Consider the following 18,107-nt stretch of genomic DNA (forward strand, 5'->3'; position numbering starts at 1 on the left):
AGCGTCCATGAAGACCGGCACGGCCTTCTCCATACGCGGGCGGGTGTTCGCCATGGGCTGCCTGTTGCTGCTCTGCGCCTCGATCGCCGTCAGCCTGTTCCTGCGCGAGTACGCGCACCGTGCCGCCGACCGCGCCTTCGACAGATTGCTGGCCGCCTCGGCCCTGACCATCGCGGGGTCGGTGCAGATCGACGAGAACGACGTCACGGCCGAGCCGCCGTTCTCGTCCCTGGCCATGCTATCGGGCAATGACCGTGTGTTCTATAGCGTACGCAATGCCAGCGGCAAGCCGATCACCGGCTACGACGACCTGGCACCCGGACTGCCCCTGGCGCAGTCCGCCGCGCCGGTGTTTTCGGACGCCACCTATCACGACGAACCGATACGCATCGCCACCGTGGGGCGGCTGATCTCCGCCGGCCGCCACGCCGGCTGGGTCACCATCCGGGTCGCCGAAACCCGCGACGCGCGCGAGGCGCTGGCCGCCGAGATCCTGAACCGCAGCGCCCTGCCGCTGCTGGTGGTGGTGCCGGTGGCGCTGGCGCTGCTGTGGTTCGGCATCCAGCGGGCCTTCGCGCCGCTGGCGGTGATCGAACGATCGCTGCGCGCCCGCGCGCCCGACGACCTGACGCCCCTGGAGGCGCCCGTACCGCGCGAGGTCAAGGGCCTGGCCGAGGCGCTGAACGGTTTCATGCGGCGCTTGAACGGCATCATGTCGTCGCTGAACAACCTGGTGGCGGATGCGGCGCACCAGGTGCGCACGCCGCTGGCGTCGCTGCGGGCGCAGGCGGAAGTGGCGATGGACGAAACCGATCCGGAACGCCTGCGCACCCGTGTCGCGCGCATCCACCAGAACGCCACCCATGCCAGCCAGTTGATCAACCAATTGCTGATGGATGCCACCATCACGCACCGCCTGGGCATGCGGGGGCACGAATCCGTCGGCATCGCCGAAACCGTCAATGAAACGCGCCGACGCATCGGCCCCCTCGAAGCCCGGCGCCTGCGGATATCCATCGCGCCGGAAGTGCGGCGCGCCCGTGTCGTGGGCGACCGGGTGGCGCTGCGCGAGATGCTGCGCAACCTGGTGGACAACGCCCTGCGGTACGCGCCCGATGGGCCGGTGGAAATCACGGCGACGCCCGTCGCCGGCTACCGCGTGGCCCTGACCGTGAACGACGCCGGCCCAGGCATCGCCGACGACGAAAAGGACGCGGTGCAGCAACGCTTCACGCGCGGCCGCACGGGCGCCGGCACGCCCGGTTCGGGCCTGGGCCTGTCCATCGCCAAGACCGTGGCCGAAGCGCACGGCGGTGCGCTGTGGCTGCAGGACCGCCAGGGCGGCGGCCTGTCCGCCCGCGTGGTGCTGCCGCGCGCGCGGCCGGCCTATCCCCGCACCCTGCTGGCCGCGGCGGCGATCGTGGGCATGCTGCTGGCCGTGCCGCCGCCGGCCGCCCGCGCGGCATCGCCGGATGGCGGGCCGGCGCGCACGCAGCCGTCGGCGCGGGATCCGCAGGGCGCCGCGCCCGCGCCATCGACCATCACCCGGTTTCCCGCGCCGCAGCCGCCGGGACGGCTGCTGGTGATCGCGGGCACCACCGACACGCCCGCGGCCGCGCCTATCATCGTCGCCTTCCAGGCCCAGCAGCCCGACGTCGCCGTGGAATACCGCGAGATGGGCAGCCGCGAGCTGTACCAGGCGACGGTCGCCGGACGGCTGGCGGATGTGGACGTCCTGATCAGCTCGGCGGCCGACCTGCAGGTCCGGCTGGCCAACGACGGCTATGCAATGCGCTACGACGCGCCCGGCGCCGATCGCCTGCCGTCCTGGGCGGTATGGCGCGACGAGGTCTTCGGCTTCGCCTTCGAGCCCGCCGTCATCGTCTACAACCCGCGCCGCTTTACCGAGGCGACGGTGCCGCGGTCGCGGCAGGAACTGCTGCGCCTGCTGGAAACCGAACGCGAAAAACTGCACGGCCGTGTCGGCACCTACGACATCGCGCGCAGCAGCGTCGGCCAGGTCCTGGCCGAGGAGGACGAACAGGTGTCCTCCAACTTCTGGGGCCTGACCAACGCCCTGGGGCAGGTGGGCGTGCGGCTCAGCGCCACGACGGCCGGGATCCTGAACGCCATCGAAAACGACGAGCTGGACATCGGCTACAACGTGCTGGGCTCCTACGCGCTGGCGCGCCAGGCCGCCGGCCGCGGTATCGGCGTGGTGTTCCCGCAGGACTATGTGCTGGTGCTGCCGCGGTCGGCGCTGATCGCGCGCCGCGCGCCGCATCCCGCGCTCGCGCGCGCGCTGATCGACTGGCTGCTATCGCCCGCGGGCCAGACCGAAATCGCCACGGTCAGCGGCCTGGGCCCCATGGTGGACGATGGCCGCGCGGCCTGGAGCGGCGAAACGGCGCTGACGCGCTCGCAGGGCATCGTGCAGCCCGTCGTACTGGGCCCTGCCCTGCTGGTCGGCCTGGACCGCCAGCGGCATGCGCGCTTCATCCAGAACTGGACCCGCCTGGTCACCGATACGCCGGCGGCGAAACCGCCCGCGCCCTAGCCGGCTGTCCCGTCGCAATCAACGACGCATCAACGGCCGCCCTATCGCGCCTTGCGCATGACAGGACGGCGACAGCATGCGGCCACTAAGATGCGGCCACGCTGGCGCCGTCCAGCAAAACTATTCCAAATGGAGAAGACAATGCTCGTCCCGTCACGCCTGGCGGTGGCCTGCGCCGCCGCTTTTTCCCTGACCGCCGCGAACGCGCTGGCCCAGACGCCGGCAGGCTATCCCTCGGATTACCAGAAGATCATCGACGGCGCCAAGAAGGAAGGCACGGTGGTCATCTATTCGACCACCGACACCAAGACCGCCGACCCGATCATCAAGGGCTTCGAAGCCGCGTATCCCGGCATCAAGGTCGAATACAACGACATGAACAGCACGGAGCTCTATAACCGCTATATCAGCGAACAGGCCTCCGGCGGCACCAGCGGCGATGTGGTGTGGAGCTCATCCATGGATTCCGCGCTGCAACTGGCCAAGGATTACGCCCTGCAGTACAAGTCGCCTGAAGCAGGCAAGCTGCCCTCCTGGGCGGTGTGGAAGGATGCGGCCTACGGCACGACCTACGAGCCGGCCGTCTTCATCTACAACAAACGCCTGATCCCGCAGGGCGACGTGCCGAAAACCCACGGCGACCTGGCCAAGCTGGTGGCCGCGCAAACGGACAAGTTCAAGAACAAGGTCACCACCTACGATATCGAGAAATCCGCCGTCGGCTTCATGCTGGCCGTGCAGGACAAGATGAACGATCCGCACTACTTCGACACCCTGCGCGATACCGCCAAGGGCGGCCTGGTGGTGCAGTCTTCCACCGGCACGATGATGGAGCGCGTGTCATCCGGCGAGAACCTGATCGGCTACAACATCCTGGGCTCCTATGCCGAGGCACGCGCCCGCAAGGACGAGTCCATCGGCATCGTCTACCCCACCGACTACACGCTGGTGCTCTCGCGCGTGGCCTTCATCAGCAAGAAGTCCAAGCACCGCAACGCCGCCAAGCTGTGGATGGACTACCTGCTGTCGCAGAAGGGCCAGGACCTGGTCGCCAACAAGGCCGACATGGCGTCCATCCGCGACGACGTGCCGGGCGACAACGATGTCGACGGCCTGACCAAGAAGCTGGGCAAGGCGCTCAAGCCCATTCCCGTGAATGAAACGCTGCTGGACTACCTGCAGCAGAAGAAGCGCCTGGAATTCATCAACGACTGGCGCAAGGCGGCGGGCAAGTAAGCCTGCCGGCCGGGCAAGGAACAAGACCCCCGCGCCTGGCGGGCGGGCGGGACGCGCGCCATGGCGGCGCGGCGCCGCCGCCGGCGCAAGGGGGTGAACAGGACGGTCGGCGCGCGGACCGAAACGGACCGCGCGCCGGGCGGGGGGCAAGGCCACGAGCCGTGCCCACCCGCCCTCGCCGTACCGTCGCGTAGGGCGCCGCCCGCCGGCGCAGGGCTTGAACACCGGGATACATCCATGCAGACATTGCGCTCCAGATGGCAATCGTTGCCGCGCGGCGTAGTGGTATTGATCACGGCGCTGGCGATTTACGTGCCGCTGTCGCTGATCGTGTACCAGAGCTTTCTATCCGCCCCTTTCTTCTCGCCATCGAAGGAACTGGGGCTGGATGCCTTCCGCTTCATTTTCGATGATCCGGATTTCTACAAAGCACTGGTCAGCGGCCTGATCCTGGCATTCGGCCTGTTCATCATCGCCGTGCCGCTGGGCGGCATGCTGGCCTTCCTGCTGATCCGCACCGACCTGCCGGGCCGCAACTGGATACAGCCGCTGATCCTGGTGCCCGTGTTCGTCTCGCCCATGGTGCTGGGTTTCGGCTATGTCGTGGCGGCGGGCCCCGTCGGCTTCTTCTCCATATGGGCCAGGGAACTGCTGGGCTTCGTGCCATGGAACGTCTATTCCATGACCAGCATCGTCATCATCGCCGGCCTGACCCACGTGCCGCACGCCTACCTGTACATCTCTTCGGCGCTGCGCAGCATGGGATCGGACGTCGAGGAAGCCGCGCGCGTCACGGGCGCCTCGCCCTTGCGCGTGATGATGTCCGTCAGCCTGCCCATGGTGCGGCCGGCGCTGCTGTACGCATCGGTGCTGCTGTTCTTCCTGGGCCTGGAGGTCTTCGGCCTGGTACTGGTGCTGGGCGATCCCGAAGGCAACCTGGTGCTGGCGACCTATCTGTACAAGCTGACCAACAAGCTGGGCACGCCGTCGTACCACCTGATGGCCGCGGTGGCCGTGGTGCTGATCTGCATCACCATCCCGCTGGTGGCGCTGCAGCGGCGGCTGATGCGCACCGCCAACCGCTTCGTGACCGTCAAGGGAAAGGCCTCGCGGGCCCGGCCGCTGCCCCTGGGCAAATGGCGCGGCGTGGCCAGCGCGGTGGTGTGGCTGTGGCTGATCGTGACCATCTTCGTGCCCCTGACGGGCGTCGTGCTGCGCGCCTTCGTATCGAACTGGGGGATGGGCGTATCGCTGCTGGACGTGCTGTCGCTGGATGCCTTCCGCTCGGTATGGGGCCAGCCCAACCTGCTGCGCGCCATCGTCAACTCCGTGGCCATCGGCGTGTTCGGCGGCGCCCTGGCGGTGGTCTGCTACACCTTCATCGGCCTGGCCATGCACCGCAAGCCGGACCACGTGACGCGCTTCCTGGACTACAGCGTGCTGGTCCCGCGCGCGGTGCCCGGCCTGCTGGCCGGCCTGGCCTTCCTGTGGGTATTCCTGTTCGTGCCGCTATGGCTGGACAACTCGCTGGACGAAGGCGGCCTGCTGTCCTTCCTGCCGTATGCGGATTGGCTGCGCGACAACTTCGTGGAATGGCTGCGATCCATACGCAGCACTATTTTCAGCGTCTGGCTGGCCTATACGGTGGTCTGGATGGCCTATGGGCTGCGGCTGATCTCGTCCACGCTGCTGCAGGTCGGCCCGGAGCTCGAAGAGGCGGCGCGCAGCGCCGGCGCCCGCCGCGGCCAGGTGACCCGACAGGTCACGGTGCCGCTGGCGCGTTACGGGCTGATCGGTTCCTGGCTGCTGATGTTCCTGATTTTCGAGCGCGAATATTCCACCGGGGTGTACCTGCTGTCGCCCGGCACCGAGACCATAGGCTCCATGCTGGTTTCGCTGTGGGCCGCCGGCGCCATCGACATCGTGGCCGCGCTGTCCTTCATCAATATCGCGCTGGTCGTGGTCGGCCTGGGCATAGCGCTGCGATTCGGAGTGAAACTTCATGATTGAACTATCCGTTGACGACCTGCACCTGGACTACGGGGACAACCCCGTGCTCAAGGGCGTATCGATGGCGCTCAAGCAGGGGGAGGTGGTCTCGCTGCTGGGGCCGTCGGGTAGCGGCAAGACCACTTTGCTGCGCGCCGTCGCCGGCCTGGAGGCGCCCAAGCGCGGCAAGATCGCCATCGGCGAACGCCTGGTGTACGACGGCGCGGCCCGGCGTGAAGTGCCGGCCGAAGAGCGCAACCTGGGCCTGGTGTTCCAGTCGTATGCGCTGTGGCCGCACAAGACGGTTTTCGAGAACGTGGCCTATCCGCTGCAGCTGCGCCGCACGCCGGCCGCGGAAACCAAACAGCGGGTACAGGAAGTCCTGGACCAGCTGGGCCTGGGGCATTTGTCGCAGCGGCATCCGCACCAATTGTCCGGCGGCCAGCAGCAACGGGTGGCGATCGGCCGCGCCCTGGTCTACAACCCGCCGGTCATCCTGCTGGACGAACCCTTGTCCAACCTGGACGCCAAGCTGCGCGAGGAAGCCCGCGCCTTCCTGCGCGAGCTGATCGTGCGCCTGGGCCTGTCCGCGCTGATGGTCACGCACGACCAGAGCGAAGCGATGGCCATCTCCGACCGCATCCTGCTGCTGAACAACGGCCGCATCGAGCAGCAAGGCACGCCGCAGGAAATGTACGGCACCCCGGCCACCCTGTTCGCCGCCGAGTTCATGGGCACCAACAACCGCCTGAACGGCCGGGTCGCGGAAGTCCGCGACGGCCAGGCGCGGCTGGAAGGCCAGGGCTGGGCGCTGTGGGGCCAGGCCGGCGCGGGAGTGCAGGCGGGCCAGGAGGCCGTGGGCGTCATCCGCGTGGAGCAGGTGCGCCTGGGAGACGAAAGCCAGGGCAATCATGTCGACATGCGGCTGATGACCAGCATGTACCTGGGCGACCGCTGGGAATACGTGTTCCGCCCGCCCGGCGAGGAATCCGTCAGCACCATGGCGCTGCGCGCCTACGGCCAGGAAAACCGGGCGCCGGGCGCCCAGCGGCTGGCGCTGCCGGCGTCCAGCATGTGGATCTTTCCGCGGCCGGCCTAGGCGCGGCCGGACCAGGCGCGGCCGGCCTAGGCGGGGCGGGCCTGGGCCGGCCGCGCCTGGCGGGGCGAGGCCGGGCCCGGCCGGCATGCGATCGCGTCCGGCGCATGCGCGGTCGCGCAACACGACTAAAATGCGTCCGTGCATGACGATCCCGACTCCTCGCTGAGCCGGGCGGCCCACTGGGTGGGCGCCCCGGCCCGACATCACCTCTGGCTGGCCCTGGCGATTTCCCTAATCGTCCATGGGGCCGTGCTTGCGGTGCGCTTCGCGCCGCCCCGGACGCCGCATCCCCCCGCGCAATCCCTGGAAATCATCCTGGTCAACGCCAAGACCGACAACGCGCCCGCCAAGGCAGAGGCCCAGGCGCAGGCCAACGTGGAAGGCGGCGGCGAGGCGGACCAGGGCATGGCCCAATCGCCGCTGCCGCAATCCGGCAACGCGCCCAGCGCCGTGGTGCTGGAAGCCATGCGCAAGCGCCAGGCGGCCCTGGAGGAAACCCAGCAACGCCTGTTGTCGCAGTTGCAGGCCAGCACCCAGGTCAATCCCCCGCGCCAGTCCGGCGAACCGGCGCCCAACGCCGACACGCCGGGGCGCGAGGACCAGGACCAGGACAGTGTCCTGCAGAACGCGCAGGTGGCGGCACTGGCCGCCCGCGTGCAGGCCTACAACAAGCGTCCGCGGCGCACCTTCGTGGCGCCTTCGGCCGAAGCCTCCCGCTACGCGCAATACCTGGACGCCTGGCGCAGCCGGGTAGAAGCCGTGGGCACGCAGAATTACCCGGCGGAAGCGCGCGGCAAGCTGTACGGCACGCTGCGCATGACGGTGTACGTGCGCGCCGACGGCAGCGTGGCGGATGTGGAGATCGACACCCCGTCGCAGTACCCCGTACTGAACCAGGCCGCCCGCCGTATCGTGCAGCTGTCCGCCCCCTTCGCGCCCTTTCCGCCGGACATCGCCCGCGATACCGACATCCTGGCGATCACGCGCACGTGGAATTTCGTCAACGACACGCTGGAGACCCGGGCGCCATGACGGCCTATGCTTCCCCGCAGGCGATCCTTCCCCCGGCCGGCGGCCAGCCGGGGCGCTATGCCGTGATCGGCAACCCCGTCGCGCACAGCCGCTCGCCACGCATCCATGCGATGTTCGGCGAACAGACCGGGATCGCGCTGGAATATGGCCTGCTTGCCGCGCCGCTGGATGGCTTCGAGGCCACCGTGCGGGGCTTTTTCGCCGGCGGCGGGCGCGGGCTGAACGTCACCGTCCCCTTCAAGCAGCAGGCCTGGACGCTGGCTTCGCCCCGGCTGAGCGAGCGCGCCCGCCTGGCGGGCGCCGTCAACACCCTCTGGCAGCGCGATGGCGCGCTGCATGGCTGCAACACCGATGGCATCGGCCTGGTGGCCGACCTGCGCGCCCTGGGCATGGACCTGACCGGCGCGCGGGTATTGATGGTGGGCGCCGGCGGCGCCGCCCGGGGCGTATTGCAACCCCTGGCCGAGGCAGGCTGCGCCCGCATCCATATCGTCAACCGCACCCCGGAAAAGGCGCACACCCTGGCGGCGGAATGGCTGCGCGCCACCGGCGCCGCATCGCCCACGGTCAGCGCGGGCGCGCTGGACGAGGCGCACAAGGGCGGGCCCTGGGACGTGGTGGTCAACGCCACGGCCAGCAGCCTGGGCGACGCCGCGCCGGACCTGCCGGGCGGCCTGTATGCCGAGGGAGCCCTGGCCTATGACATGATGTACGGCGCGCAGCCTACCCCCTTCATGCGGCAGGCACGGGCCGATGGCGCGGCCGCCACCGCGGACGGCCTGGGCATGCTGGTGTGCCAGGCGGCGGAAAGCTTCTTCATCTGGCATGGCGTGCGGCCGGATGCCGAACCGGTCCTGGCGGCGCTGCGGCAGGAATTGGCCGCGGCCCCACCACGGTAGCCGCCGGGATGGCGACGCGGCGCGGCTCCACGGGAAGGATTTCATGGTTCCGGGTCATCTCGGCCGGGGTGATGCTGCTGCTTTGCCTGGCCATCCTGTACCAGTTGTGGCTGTTCTGCATGGTGGTCTGGTATGCGCACCGCAATCCCGGCAGCAGTTCGGTCATGCGCCAGGAGATGGCACGGTTGCGCGAAGAAGATCCCAAGGCGCGGCTGCGCTTCGAATGGGTGGACTACGCCCAGATCAACAACACCCTGAAGCGGGCGGTGATCGCGTCGGAAGACGCGAATTTCACCGACCACGACGGCGTGGAATGGGAAGCCATGCGCAAGGCCTGGGAATACAACCAGGAACAGGCCGAGCTGGGACGCAGCCGCATGCGGGGCGGCTCCACCATCACGCAGCAGGTGGCGAAGAACCTGTTCCTGTCCGGCTCCCGCACCTATCTGCGCAAGGGCGAGGAACTGATCCTGGCCTATATGATCGAATGGGTCATGCCCAAGCGGCGCATTCTTGAGATCTACCTGAATATCGCCGAATGGGGCGTGGGCGTTTTCGGCGCCCAGGCGGCCGCCGAGCATTACTACGGCACCAGCGCGGCGCGGCTGAACTCGGCCCAGGCGGCGCGCCTGGCCGCGATGCTGCCCAATCCCCGCTATTACGACAAGCGCGGCGTCACGTCCTACCTGTCTCGCCGGGCCGCCATCCTGCAACGGCGCATGCCGCAGGTAGAGATCCCCTGACGCGCCATCGTTGCCGGCGGCGCCCTCCTTCATATCGGCGAGATTTCAACGGCACGCCGGATGCGGCGCATATTTTTGTTAAGCTACTTCGTTTATCGGATTCCGCACCGCTAGATCCAGCACCGCACCACCCTGTCCCGCCTATTGCCGTAACCCATGCGCACCGCCCGCCGATACCTGGCCCGAGAAATCTACCGCTCTTGCACCGTGGTGCTGCTGGCCCTGCTCGGCTTGTTCACGTTCTTCGCCCTGGTCGACGACCTGGACAACGTCGGCAGCAAATTCACCATCCTGGCGCTGTTCTATCTGCAGGCCCTGGCCATGCCCACGCGGCTGTACGACCTGCTGCCCATCGGCCTGCTGATCGGCTCCATCCTGGCGCTGGCCGGGCTGGCGCAGCGCAACGAGCTCGTCATCCTGCGGGTCTCGGGCGTCAGCGGCCTGAAGCTGCTGGGCATGCTGTGGCTGGTGACGGTGCCCGTCATGATAGGCGCCACCGTACTGTCGGAATGGGTCACGCCCATCGCGGAGATCAAAAGCGGCGAGGCCAATCTGCTATACCGCGGCAGCGCGGGCGGCAATCGCCTGGAAAGCGGCTACTGGTTCAAGGAGCCCACGGCCGAGGGCGGCGCGCGCACCATCAACATCGCCACCCTGAAGGCAGACGGCGAGGTCGAAGGCATCACGCTGTACGAGTTCCGCAAGGACCTGGAATTGATCGCCCTGTCCAAGGCCGAACGGGGCCGCTTCGCCGATGGCAAGCTGATCCTGTACAACGTGGTGGAAAACCGCATCTCGCATGACGCCGTGCAGGCGCTGGACAACGCCAAGCCGCCGCCGGGCCCGGTCATCGAAGTGGTGAAGATCCCGCAACGGGAGCTGACGACCACGCTCAGCCCCGGCCGCCTGCTGGCCCGCGTGCTGACACCCGAACGCATGTCCCTGGTCACCCTGCTGGACTATATCGACTATCTGCGCCACAACCAGCTGCAGGCCGACCGCCAGGTCGTCGCGGTCTGGCGCAAGGCGGTCTACCCCTTCACCCTGCTGATTATGATGACCATCGCCGCGCCGGTGGCATTCATGCAGACCCGCCGCGGGGGCGTGGGCGCCAAAGTCTTCGTCGGCATCCTGCTCGGGGTCGCCTTCTTCATGGTCAACCAGCTGTCTCTGAACGTCGGCATGCTCAGTCACTGGCCGCCCTGGGTCACGGCCATCGTGCCCAACCTGGCCGCGCTGCTGCTTGCCCTGGGGGCGCTGACGCTGATGGAATACCGCCACACCGTCGCGCGCGTGATGGACCAACGCTGGCCCTGGCGCCGTTCGCCGGTATGACCGCAAGCATCTGGATGATCGGAGACCTGCAGGGTTGCTGCGACCCGCTGGAAAGGCTGCTCGCGCACCCCGACCTGGTCGGCGAGCCTGAGTCCCGCTTCTGGTTCGCGGGGGACCTGGTCAACCGCGGTCCCCAATCGCTGGCCACGCTACGGCGCGTGATGGCGCTGGAAGACCGCGCGGTGGCCGTGCTGGGCAATCACGATCTGCACCTGCTGGCCGCTGCCGCGGGCGTCCGGCGCCCCACCAAGTCCGACACCATCCAGGAAATCCTGGACGCGCCGGACGCCACCCAACTGATCGAATGGCTGCGCTACCGCCCGCTCGCGCACTTCGAGCAAGGACACCTGCTGGTGCACGCCGGCACCCTGGCCAAATGGGACGTCGCCAAGACGCTGGCCCTGGCCAAAGAGGTGCAGGACGCCCTGCGCGGGCCCAACTGGCAGCGGGCGCTGCAGAAGATGTACGGCAACCAGCCGGTCGCCTGGGACGACGAGATGCACGGCGCCAAGCGCATGCGTGTCATCATCAACGCGCTGACCCGCATGCGGCTGTGCACGCCCAAGGGGCATATGGAGTTCGCCACCAAGGTGGCGCCCGGCGCCTGGCCACCGGGCTTGATTCCCTGGTACGACGTGCCCAATCGCAAGACGCGCGACGTCACCGTGGTTTTCGGGCATTGGTCGACCCTGGGGCTGCTGCTGCGCAAGGACGTCGTATGCCTGGATACGGGCTGCGTCTGGGGCGGGATGCTGACAGCCCTGCGGCTGCAGGATCGCCGCCTGGTGCAGGTCAATTGCGGCAAGGGGCTGGATCCGTTGAAGGCGGATGCGGGGGCTTGAGTTCTCACCCGGGTCGCTCGGGCGATCGCCGCGCAAGCGTATGCCTGGCCTAGCCTAGCCCCACAAGGCGTTGTACTGCGGCGGGTAGCCCGGGCGGCGGCCGTTTCCCCCCGAAGAAAACGACAGGCTGGTGGGGAAGGCATTGCTGGCGGGTAAAGCGTTGCTGACGGGTAGCGCGTTGCTGGCCAGGAGGCTGTTGGTCGCGGGCAGGCTGAGCCCGACGCCGGAATGCGGCACATGCCGCGGCGCGGACTTGGTGGGTTCGGCTTCAGGCATGGGGGGGTACACCCATTTCACAAGGGCGTTCATCCCGTAGTACATGCCCACGCTGGTGCCGGCCTTGAAAATGGAATCCTTCGCGAATTTCCACACGTTTCCGGCCAATGTCCGGGTTTTTTTGGAAGCCGCGTTTGCCGCTTCCGCGGCCGCCGCGCCCACGGCGCGCGTGCCTTCCGCGACATCGTCGCCGATGGTTGAGATCGCCTCGACGCCACCCAACGCGATCTCCGCCGCGTCCGTGCCGAACGACGCGTACATCATGTCTTTCCCGGCTTGCTGGGCACCCTTGCCGGAAAACTGCCCCGAGATGACTTGCCCTTCCGCTAATAGTCCACCGCCCACGGCCAGGATTAACATTCCCACGGCCATCCAGCCGGCCGTGCCGACCGTCGCAATCGTCATTGCGATTCCGGCCCCCGCCAAAAGTCCTGTCACAAGCGTCTGTTCCAAGAGCTTGAGAACGTCGAAGTGGCCCGGCGCCGCCATCATGTCGATATAGGCCTTTACTACCGGCTTCAATACGTGCGAGGCAAAGGCAGACCACAGGCTGCCCAGCCCAAGGAAACTGTGTCCGCCGGGATCGCTGCGGTTGATCGGGTCGCCCGCGCAATAGACATAGCTGTTTATGCCTCCCGCGGCGAAAGGGCTGCTGTCATCCGGCGCTGAAAATCTCATCAAGCCCGGCAGGTATATGCGATATCCGTTGCCCAGCGGCATGACGCCCGTGACCGGGTCGCGCCATTCGCCGGTATAGCCTTGCACCATCCGTGTAGACATTTGGTTTTTTCCCACAATTCGTCCCGCTAACCGGGTGTCCGCGCCGGCCCACGCGGCTCAATACGTAAATACGCCACCGTGTCGCCATGCTGGGACAGCCGATGCCCCGACAGTACAACTTCGGTCGGACCCTGGATGAACGCGCGCCGCAATTTTGTGTTTCGAGTTGATCCTGTAAGCGCTTCCCCTACGTCATCGGAGCCCGGACGAATGAACCGGAAAACAAAACGTTTTGACGCGTCCGAAAAGGTTGCTTGGTCGCGTATCGATATGCTGGCCAGACACGGATGCGTGATTCGGATACCGGCATACCGCGCATCGTGCACTTCAAAGGAAACCACGATGAGCGCTTGGGCCACTCTTACCACCGATACAGTCAGGCTGCCGCAGGCAGACGGAATAACGCCTCACACGGTCACGCTGACGCTGCTTATACCGGTAGAGGCTCCGTGGGTTGAATCCAAGTTCGTGCTTACGGGGGCCAACGACTCCGTAATTTTCCTGCGGACGGCGGACAACCAGACCCTGAGCCCGGACAGGCAGACCCTGACCATGCCCTTGCAGAGCGTGACGACCGTCAAGTTCGTCTGCACGAATCCGGACGGCGATGGTGCTTATCTCAAGGTATTCGTCATGGATTCCGCGGGCGGAAGCTTCATGCCCGATCCGCCGGGCGGGTACTTCTCCTTCAGCGCGGCCGAACGCGTCGCCCCCCTGGATCAAGGCCAAGTACAGATCATCAGTGCGAACGGGCGATACTGGATCGATGGCGCCTCGTCGTATTCGCCCTACACCGTGATGCTCACGACGAACGGGACGGACATCCGAACCCGTTTCGACATGCGCGTCGTCACGAACAACCAGGTCCGATTCAGTGCGAACCGATTGGGGCTGAAAAAACGGCCAGTGGGCAATGGTCAATACATCTTCGTGATGGAGCCTAACGAAAATACCGGCACCGATCTGCTCATTCGGGACTACAACCCCGACACCGGCGCCTTCCGGCTCTGGGACCCCGAGACCGGGTACATGTGCGCCTTGGCGACGATCGGGGGCATACAAGTCCCCGCCCTGATGCAGGGCGATGCCGGAGAACTGTTCACACTGAAGTATCTGTCGAAAGTTCCGGTACAGCCGCCGCAATCCCCGTACACGCTGCAATTGCAGGGCAACGACAATCTGGCGCCGCAGGCCGACGGGCTTACCCCGCATACCGCCACGGCCATCATCAGCAAGGACGGCAGCGCGGTCGCCAACTTCCCTTATCCCATCATCTTCAGCCTGCCCGATGACAACAGGACCGCACGCTTTATCCAGTTGGCCGGACAAACGCTGAGCGCCGATCGCAAGGAAGTCAGGGCGCCGGCCGATCCCGTGACAGGCAAGGCCAGCGTGCAGTTCGTGGACACCGCCACCAATGGCGAAGTCGTTGCCGTCCGGGCCACCGTGGAGATGGATCCGGGCAACAGCTCCTACTACCTGGAGTCCACGCCGACGTCCGTGGAGTTCACGTTCTCGCGCAACATCGGCGCGTCATTGGATCTGGAACGCGGCTACGCGCTGATCGGAACCAATAAAGATAAGGATATGTACATCTATGAGGCCATCGCGGCAGCGAAAGGGCTGGGTGGGCTGGTCCAGAATCTGTGGAAAGCGACATTCACGCTTCCGGCCGATTCGTCCGCCACATTCCTGCCCGACGACAACCAGACGATCAGCGCGAACGGCAAGGTACTGACAGCTCAATTGAGCGAGGGCACGGCGTACGCGCACTTCCAGGACAGCAAGGCCAGCGGCGAGGTAGTCGCGGTGCAGGCCTATATCGAGAACAACGACATCTATCTGCCATCGCACCCGCCCGAACTCGACTATCTCACCAATAGCAAGCTGAACTTGACCAGCCCGGATGAAGGCACAGCCACCCTGGCGAACGGCGTGGCACAACACACCGCCACGGTCACGTTCGAGGGCGGCGATGTGCCGGCGGATTTCCTGGTGACCTTCAAGTTGAGCCCGGCCCGCGGCTCCAAAAAGGACATCAGCGCCTGGTTCGTCGACGAGACGGCAGGCCAGCGTGTGTTGGATAACGGTAGGACGCTCATTTCGCCACTGACCGACAAAAAGGCCTCGGTAAAGTTCGTGGACGACAGCCTCACGGGGGAAGCGGTATCGCTGGAAGCCTCCAACGAGGATCTGGGTCTCTTCTCCAATATCCTGACATTCGACTTCAATGACGTCCTGAAGCTGGAGAGCGATGGGGGCGCCTCCGTGGAAGCCGACGGCTATAGCACGTATAGCGCGACGGCCACGCTGCAGCAATCCCAGCAAGAGCCTTGGGATGTCACCTTCACGCTGCCGACGGATGCCTCGGCCACGTTTGTCCCGCAGACGGGGCAACGGATTGGGGATGGCGGCACGAATCCCAGGATGCTCATCGCTCCGTTGGAAAACAACGTCGCCAAGGTCAAGTTCGTCGACACGAACAAGAACGGCGAGACCGTGAAGCTGGGCGCGACGATCAAGAATGATGAGGTGAGTGGGGGCACGCTCAACTCGGTACCCGCGAAGGTTTCCTTCAAATTCGAAGCACTGCCCGGCGCCTTGGCGCTGGACCTGCGCGACAACAATCCAAACGTCCACCCACAGGCCGACGGGGTCGATTACTGCTCTGCGACCGCGACACTGGTAAACGGAACGGCGGGCAAGAACTACGAATGGATTGTGACCTTCAGCCTGCCGGAAGTCCAATCCGCCCGATTCGTCGCCCAGGATGGCCAGACCTACGGTGGGACCGACGGAACCGACCGCACCATCCTGTATGCCAGGCTCTCGAACAACCAGGCCACGGCCCGATTTGTCGACGACAAGCCCAAAGGCGAAACCGTGGCGCTGAATGCCACCGTCGCCAATGACGTCGTGAAGTTACCCGCGTCGGCCGTGAATTTCACCTTCTCGGAGTTGCCCAAGCTCTACCTGAGCCTGGAAGGCGATGGCCTGCCCAGCGTGGCGGCCGACGGCACCAGCAAACACACGGCCACCGCCACGCTGAAAAAAGCCACCATCAATTACCCCTGGAACGTGACCTTTACCCTGCCCGCGAACAAATCCGCCACCTTCGTGCTGCAGGACAAGCAAACCTATGGCGATACAGCGCACAAAGTCCTGGTCGCGCCGCTGGTCAACGACACCGCCACGGCACAGTTCGTGGATGTCAAGGGAGAGACCGTGGGGTTAAAAGCCGACATCGACTACGACGACAACGATATCCTGCCCTCCGACCCGACGACCCTGAACTTCAAGTTCGTCGTCCCCCGTGGGGGGTCCTTCGATGATCCGAAGTACTTCCGCCACGACGCCAACGCCAAGCAGCACGATATCTACCAGCTACTGGGGTCCGACTTCGTTGGGACCGGATATATCGAGGGTGCCTACTACATCTGCACCAACCCGAGCGGCGTAGCCAATGTCATGAACCATCCGCCGCCAGCCTTGGGACAGCCAGACAACGATAATTGGGCCCATGCATTCAATGCCACGGAAGACCAGTACCTGGCTTATGACACCAAGGTCAAATCGGCCTATATCTTCGGCAATGGCAACCACTGCACGGGAATTGTCCTTTATTTCAATCCCTCCGGTAGCGACGGCATAATCTCTCCCGATTACACACAACAGCCCGGCAAGTACTTCAAACAATATATGGAAACTCTCGGCTTTGTGTCGAGAAACGACTTGTCGGCATCATCCGACTCCAGCGAACCGCATACAGGCTTCACAATTTCGCTAATGGAAGCCAATGGCGAGCCAGTCGACGCGACACATTCGCTGCTAGGGCCCACGGCTTATACCGCGGCAATCGCCGGCTCGCAGCAAATGGAACCGGTGTCTTCCCTCCCCACCGTCAACGCTAACGTTCCAATTGACTGGTGCGCACGTCGGTATTACACGTCAACGACGTCCGGATCGACGCAAATCGGCATGATGGTCAGTATGCCCAGTGGCGTTATGGCGACCTACGGGTGGAAGAATGTGGATGGTACGGCTCCGCTTCCTGTGACCGTATACGCCTACACCAAGTACAACGCCAACGTCTACAACGGCGGATTGGGGTACGACGGTACACACGTACAGCGGGGATTGGCATTCGGCAGCGACGACGACAACTACTGGCAGACCCATACCGACACGAATGCTTGGTCTCCCGACTTCTATTGGCGTCAAGACAATTATCGCGTTGTCATTCGGAACCGCGACGGGTCGTCCGTGAACGACCAGGCGGGCGATAAGAAGATCGCCGACTTCGCGGTCGACGGTGTTTCCGTGGAGATGAGTAGCGCGGATGGCAAGCCAAGCAGCGTCCAATTCCTAGGATATACCAGGAATTATTACACGACTGAAGAGTATATCTGCTGGAGCGGCACGCCAAAGCTGCAAAAGAATCTATGGCCCGGCTATCCGATCACGCTCGAAAGCGGAGAAAGCGCAGGTTCCATCACCCTGATATTTCTGTCGTACGTGAACTTGATTTCCCCTTTCTCATGCGTAACGTACAAGAACGGCGATAGCCCTTGGCTGGGAAAAGTAACGTTCCACGACCAATACGGCAACCCAGGAGAGTTCTATGTCAATTTCAACCTTCCGTCGACCTACTATCCAAAACAGTACGATCCTTCGCGCGACAGCTATCCTCGCAACGCCAGCATCATTCCAATAAAACTTGGAAATACGCAAATCTCCGGCTTCGACGACGTCATCACGACCAACGCATCCAGTCCTCCGACGCTGACGCAATCGTACGCGTACTTGTTCTCGCTCAAAAGTACACAATGGGCATACCTGGATTCGAAAACATTCCTGCAATCGCCACTGCGAGCAGAAAAGTTGACGCATGCCGGAGAAAGAAGCGACCGGTTCAAGTGGAGCTTCATATACCTGGTACCGACGCCTCCGTCAAACTCCATGGCGTTATATAACGCGGGATACGGTGGATTTTATTGGGGAGTACGATTGACGGTGGACAATCAACAGATGCCCAACGTGTTCGCCCGTCCCGAATTCGCGATCGGTTGCGTGATGCGCCCGGTGTGGACACAAAACGGTTTCATTATGCACGATGGGTTCTGGTCCGGAAGCCAATACGTATGGTGTTGGACACCTGAGAAAGACGGCGCAGCCATGTATGGGAATCCAACAGGCGGGAGTTTCGACAACCGCTGGCTATGGCGATTCACTCAGGACGAAACTGACTATTGATAGTGGGGCAATGCAGCTGGCGGCCCGGCCTGCCCAACGTGCCGAGCGGCGATATGCGTAGCGGAC

The 18,107-nt window shown here is 65.0% G+C and carries 11 protein-coding genes; 10 read left to right on the top strand and 1 reads right to left on the bottom strand.

The genetic code is table 11. From position 1 onward, the window contains the following. Positions 1-7 precede the first annotated feature (7 nt). From BAU06_RS22675 to BAU06_RS22715, 9 genes are all read left to right on the top strand, one after another. Positions 8-2,557 (top strand): sensor histidine kinase, encoded by a 2,550-nt coding sequence (locus BAU06_RS22675; RefSeq protein ID WP_066355920.1) that lies wholly within the window; start codon positions 8-10, stop codon positions 2,555-2,557. A 141-nt stretch (positions 2,558-2,698) separates the two neighbouring features. Continuing rightward, the gene (locus BAU06_RS22680; protein ID WP_066355922.1) at positions 2,699-3,793 is read left to right on the top strand and encodes an ABC transporter substrate-binding protein; all 1,095 of its coding nucleotides are present in this window, start codon (positions 2,699-2,701) and stop codon (positions 3,791-3,793) included. A 237-nt stretch (positions 3,794-4,030) separates the two neighbouring features. Continuing rightward, positions 4,031-5,803, top strand: coding sequence for an ABC transporter permease (locus BAU06_RS22685; protein ID WP_066355925.1), 1,773 nt, complete (start codon positions 4,031-4,033; stop codon positions 5,801-5,803). Beyond that, positions 5,796-6,881 carry an ABC transporter ATP-binding protein gene (locus BAU06_RS22690; RefSeq protein ID WP_066355927.1) on the top strand — a complete coding sequence of 362 codons (1,086 nt, stop codon included), beginning with the start codon at positions 5,796-5,798 and terminating at the stop codon, positions 6,879-6,881. The genes BAU06_RS22685 and BAU06_RS22690 overlap by 8 nt, the downstream gene beginning before the upstream one ends. A 138-nt stretch (positions 6,882-7,019) precedes the next feature. Then, complete coding sequence (locus BAU06_RS22695; protein ID WP_082993789.1) at positions 7,020-7,913, top strand: TonB family protein; 894 nt, start codon at positions 7,020-7,022, stop codon at positions 7,911-7,913. Further along, entirely contained in the window at positions 7,910-8,812 is a 903-nt protein-coding gene (gene aroE / locus BAU06_RS22700; protein WP_066355929.1) for a shikimate dehydrogenase, read from the top strand. The genes BAU06_RS22695 and aroE overlap by 4 nt, the downstream gene beginning before the upstream one ends. 8 nt (positions 8,813-8,820) lie before the next feature. Then, on the top strand, positions 8,821-9,555 hold the full coding sequence (mtgA, locus tag BAU06_RS22705) for a monofunctional biosynthetic peptidoglycan transglycosylase (protein ID WP_066355933.1): 735 nt from the start codon (positions 8,821-8,823) through the stop codon (positions 9,553-9,555). A gap of 156 nt (positions 9,556-9,711) precedes the next feature. Next, positions 9,712-10,890 (top strand): LPS export ABC transporter permease LptG, encoded by a 1,179-nt coding sequence (gene lptG / locus BAU06_RS22710; protein WP_066355935.1) that lies wholly within the window; start codon positions 9,712-9,714, stop codon positions 10,888-10,890. Then, on the top strand, positions 10,887-11,732 hold the full coding sequence (locus BAU06_RS22715) for a symmetrical bis(5'-nucleosyl)-tetraphosphatase (protein ID WP_066355943.1): 846 nt from the start codon (positions 10,887-10,889) through the stop codon (positions 11,730-11,732). Before lptG ends, BAU06_RS22715 begins: the two co-directional genes overlap by 4 nt. A gap of 54 nt (positions 11,733-11,786) precedes the next feature. On the opposite strand, the gene BAU06_RS26940 is transcribed toward BAU06_RS22715, so the two are convergent. Then, positions 11,787-12,788, bottom strand: coding sequence for an RHS repeat-associated core domain-containing protein (locus BAU06_RS26940; RefSeq protein ID WP_082988422.1), 1,002 nt, complete (start codon positions 12,786-12,788; stop codon positions 11,787-11,789). A 210-nt stretch (positions 12,789-12,998) separates the two neighbouring features. On the opposite strand from BAU06_RS26940, the gene BAU06_RS22725 reads away from it, so the two are divergent. Then, a complete protein-coding gene (locus BAU06_RS22725) occupies positions 12,999-18,041 on the top strand; it encodes a hypothetical protein (protein WP_156770313.1) in 5,043 nt (1,680 codons plus the stop codon). The last annotated feature ends 66 nt before the right edge of the window (positions 18,042-18,107 follow it).

This window comes from Bordetella bronchialis, from assembly GCF_001676705.1.
GTDB classification, from domain to species: Bacteria; Pseudomonadota; Gammaproteobacteria; order Burkholderiales; family Burkholderiaceae_B; genus Bordetella_C; species Bordetella_C bronchialis.

Excerpts from the sequence above, each read along its gene's own strand:
- mtgA (WP_066355933.1), top strand. The coding sequence starts at position 8,821 with ATGGCGACGCGGCGCGGCTCCACGGGAAGGATTTCATGGTTCCGGGTC.
- BAU06_RS22725 (WP_156770313.1), top strand. The coding sequence starts at position 12,999 with ATGAACCGGAAAACAAAACGTTTTGACGCGTCCGAAAAGGTTGCTTGG.
- BAU06_RS26940 (WP_082988422.1), bottom strand. The coding sequence starts at position 12,788 with ATGTCTACACGGATGGTGCAAGGCTATACCGGCGAATGGCGCGACCCG.
- BAU06_RS22690 (WP_066355927.1), top strand. The coding sequence starts at position 5,796 with ATGATTGAACTATCCGTTGACGACCTGCACCTGGACTACGGGGACAAC.
- lptG (WP_066355935.1), top strand. The coding sequence starts at position 9,712 with ATGCGCACCGCCCGCCGATACCTGGCCCGAGAAATCTACCGCTCTTGC.
- BAU06_RS22715 (WP_066355943.1), top strand. The coding sequence starts at position 10,887 with ATGACCGCAAGCATCTGGATGATCGGAGACCTGCAGGGTTGCTGCGAC.
- BAU06_RS22685 (WP_066355925.1), top strand. The coding sequence starts at position 4,031 with ATGCAGACATTGCGCTCCAGATGGCAATCGTTGCCGCGCGGCGTAGTG.
- aroE (WP_066355929.1), top strand. The coding sequence starts at position 7,910 with ATGACGGCCTATGCTTCCCCGCAGGCGATCCTTCCCCCGGCCGGCGGC.
- BAU06_RS22675 (WP_066355920.1), top strand. The coding sequence starts at position 8 with ATGAAGACCGGCACGGCCTTCTCCATACGCGGGCGGGTGTTCGCCATG.
- BAU06_RS22680 (WP_066355922.1), top strand. The coding sequence starts at position 2,699 with ATGCTCGTCCCGTCACGCCTGGCGGTGGCCTGCGCCGCCGCTTTTTCC.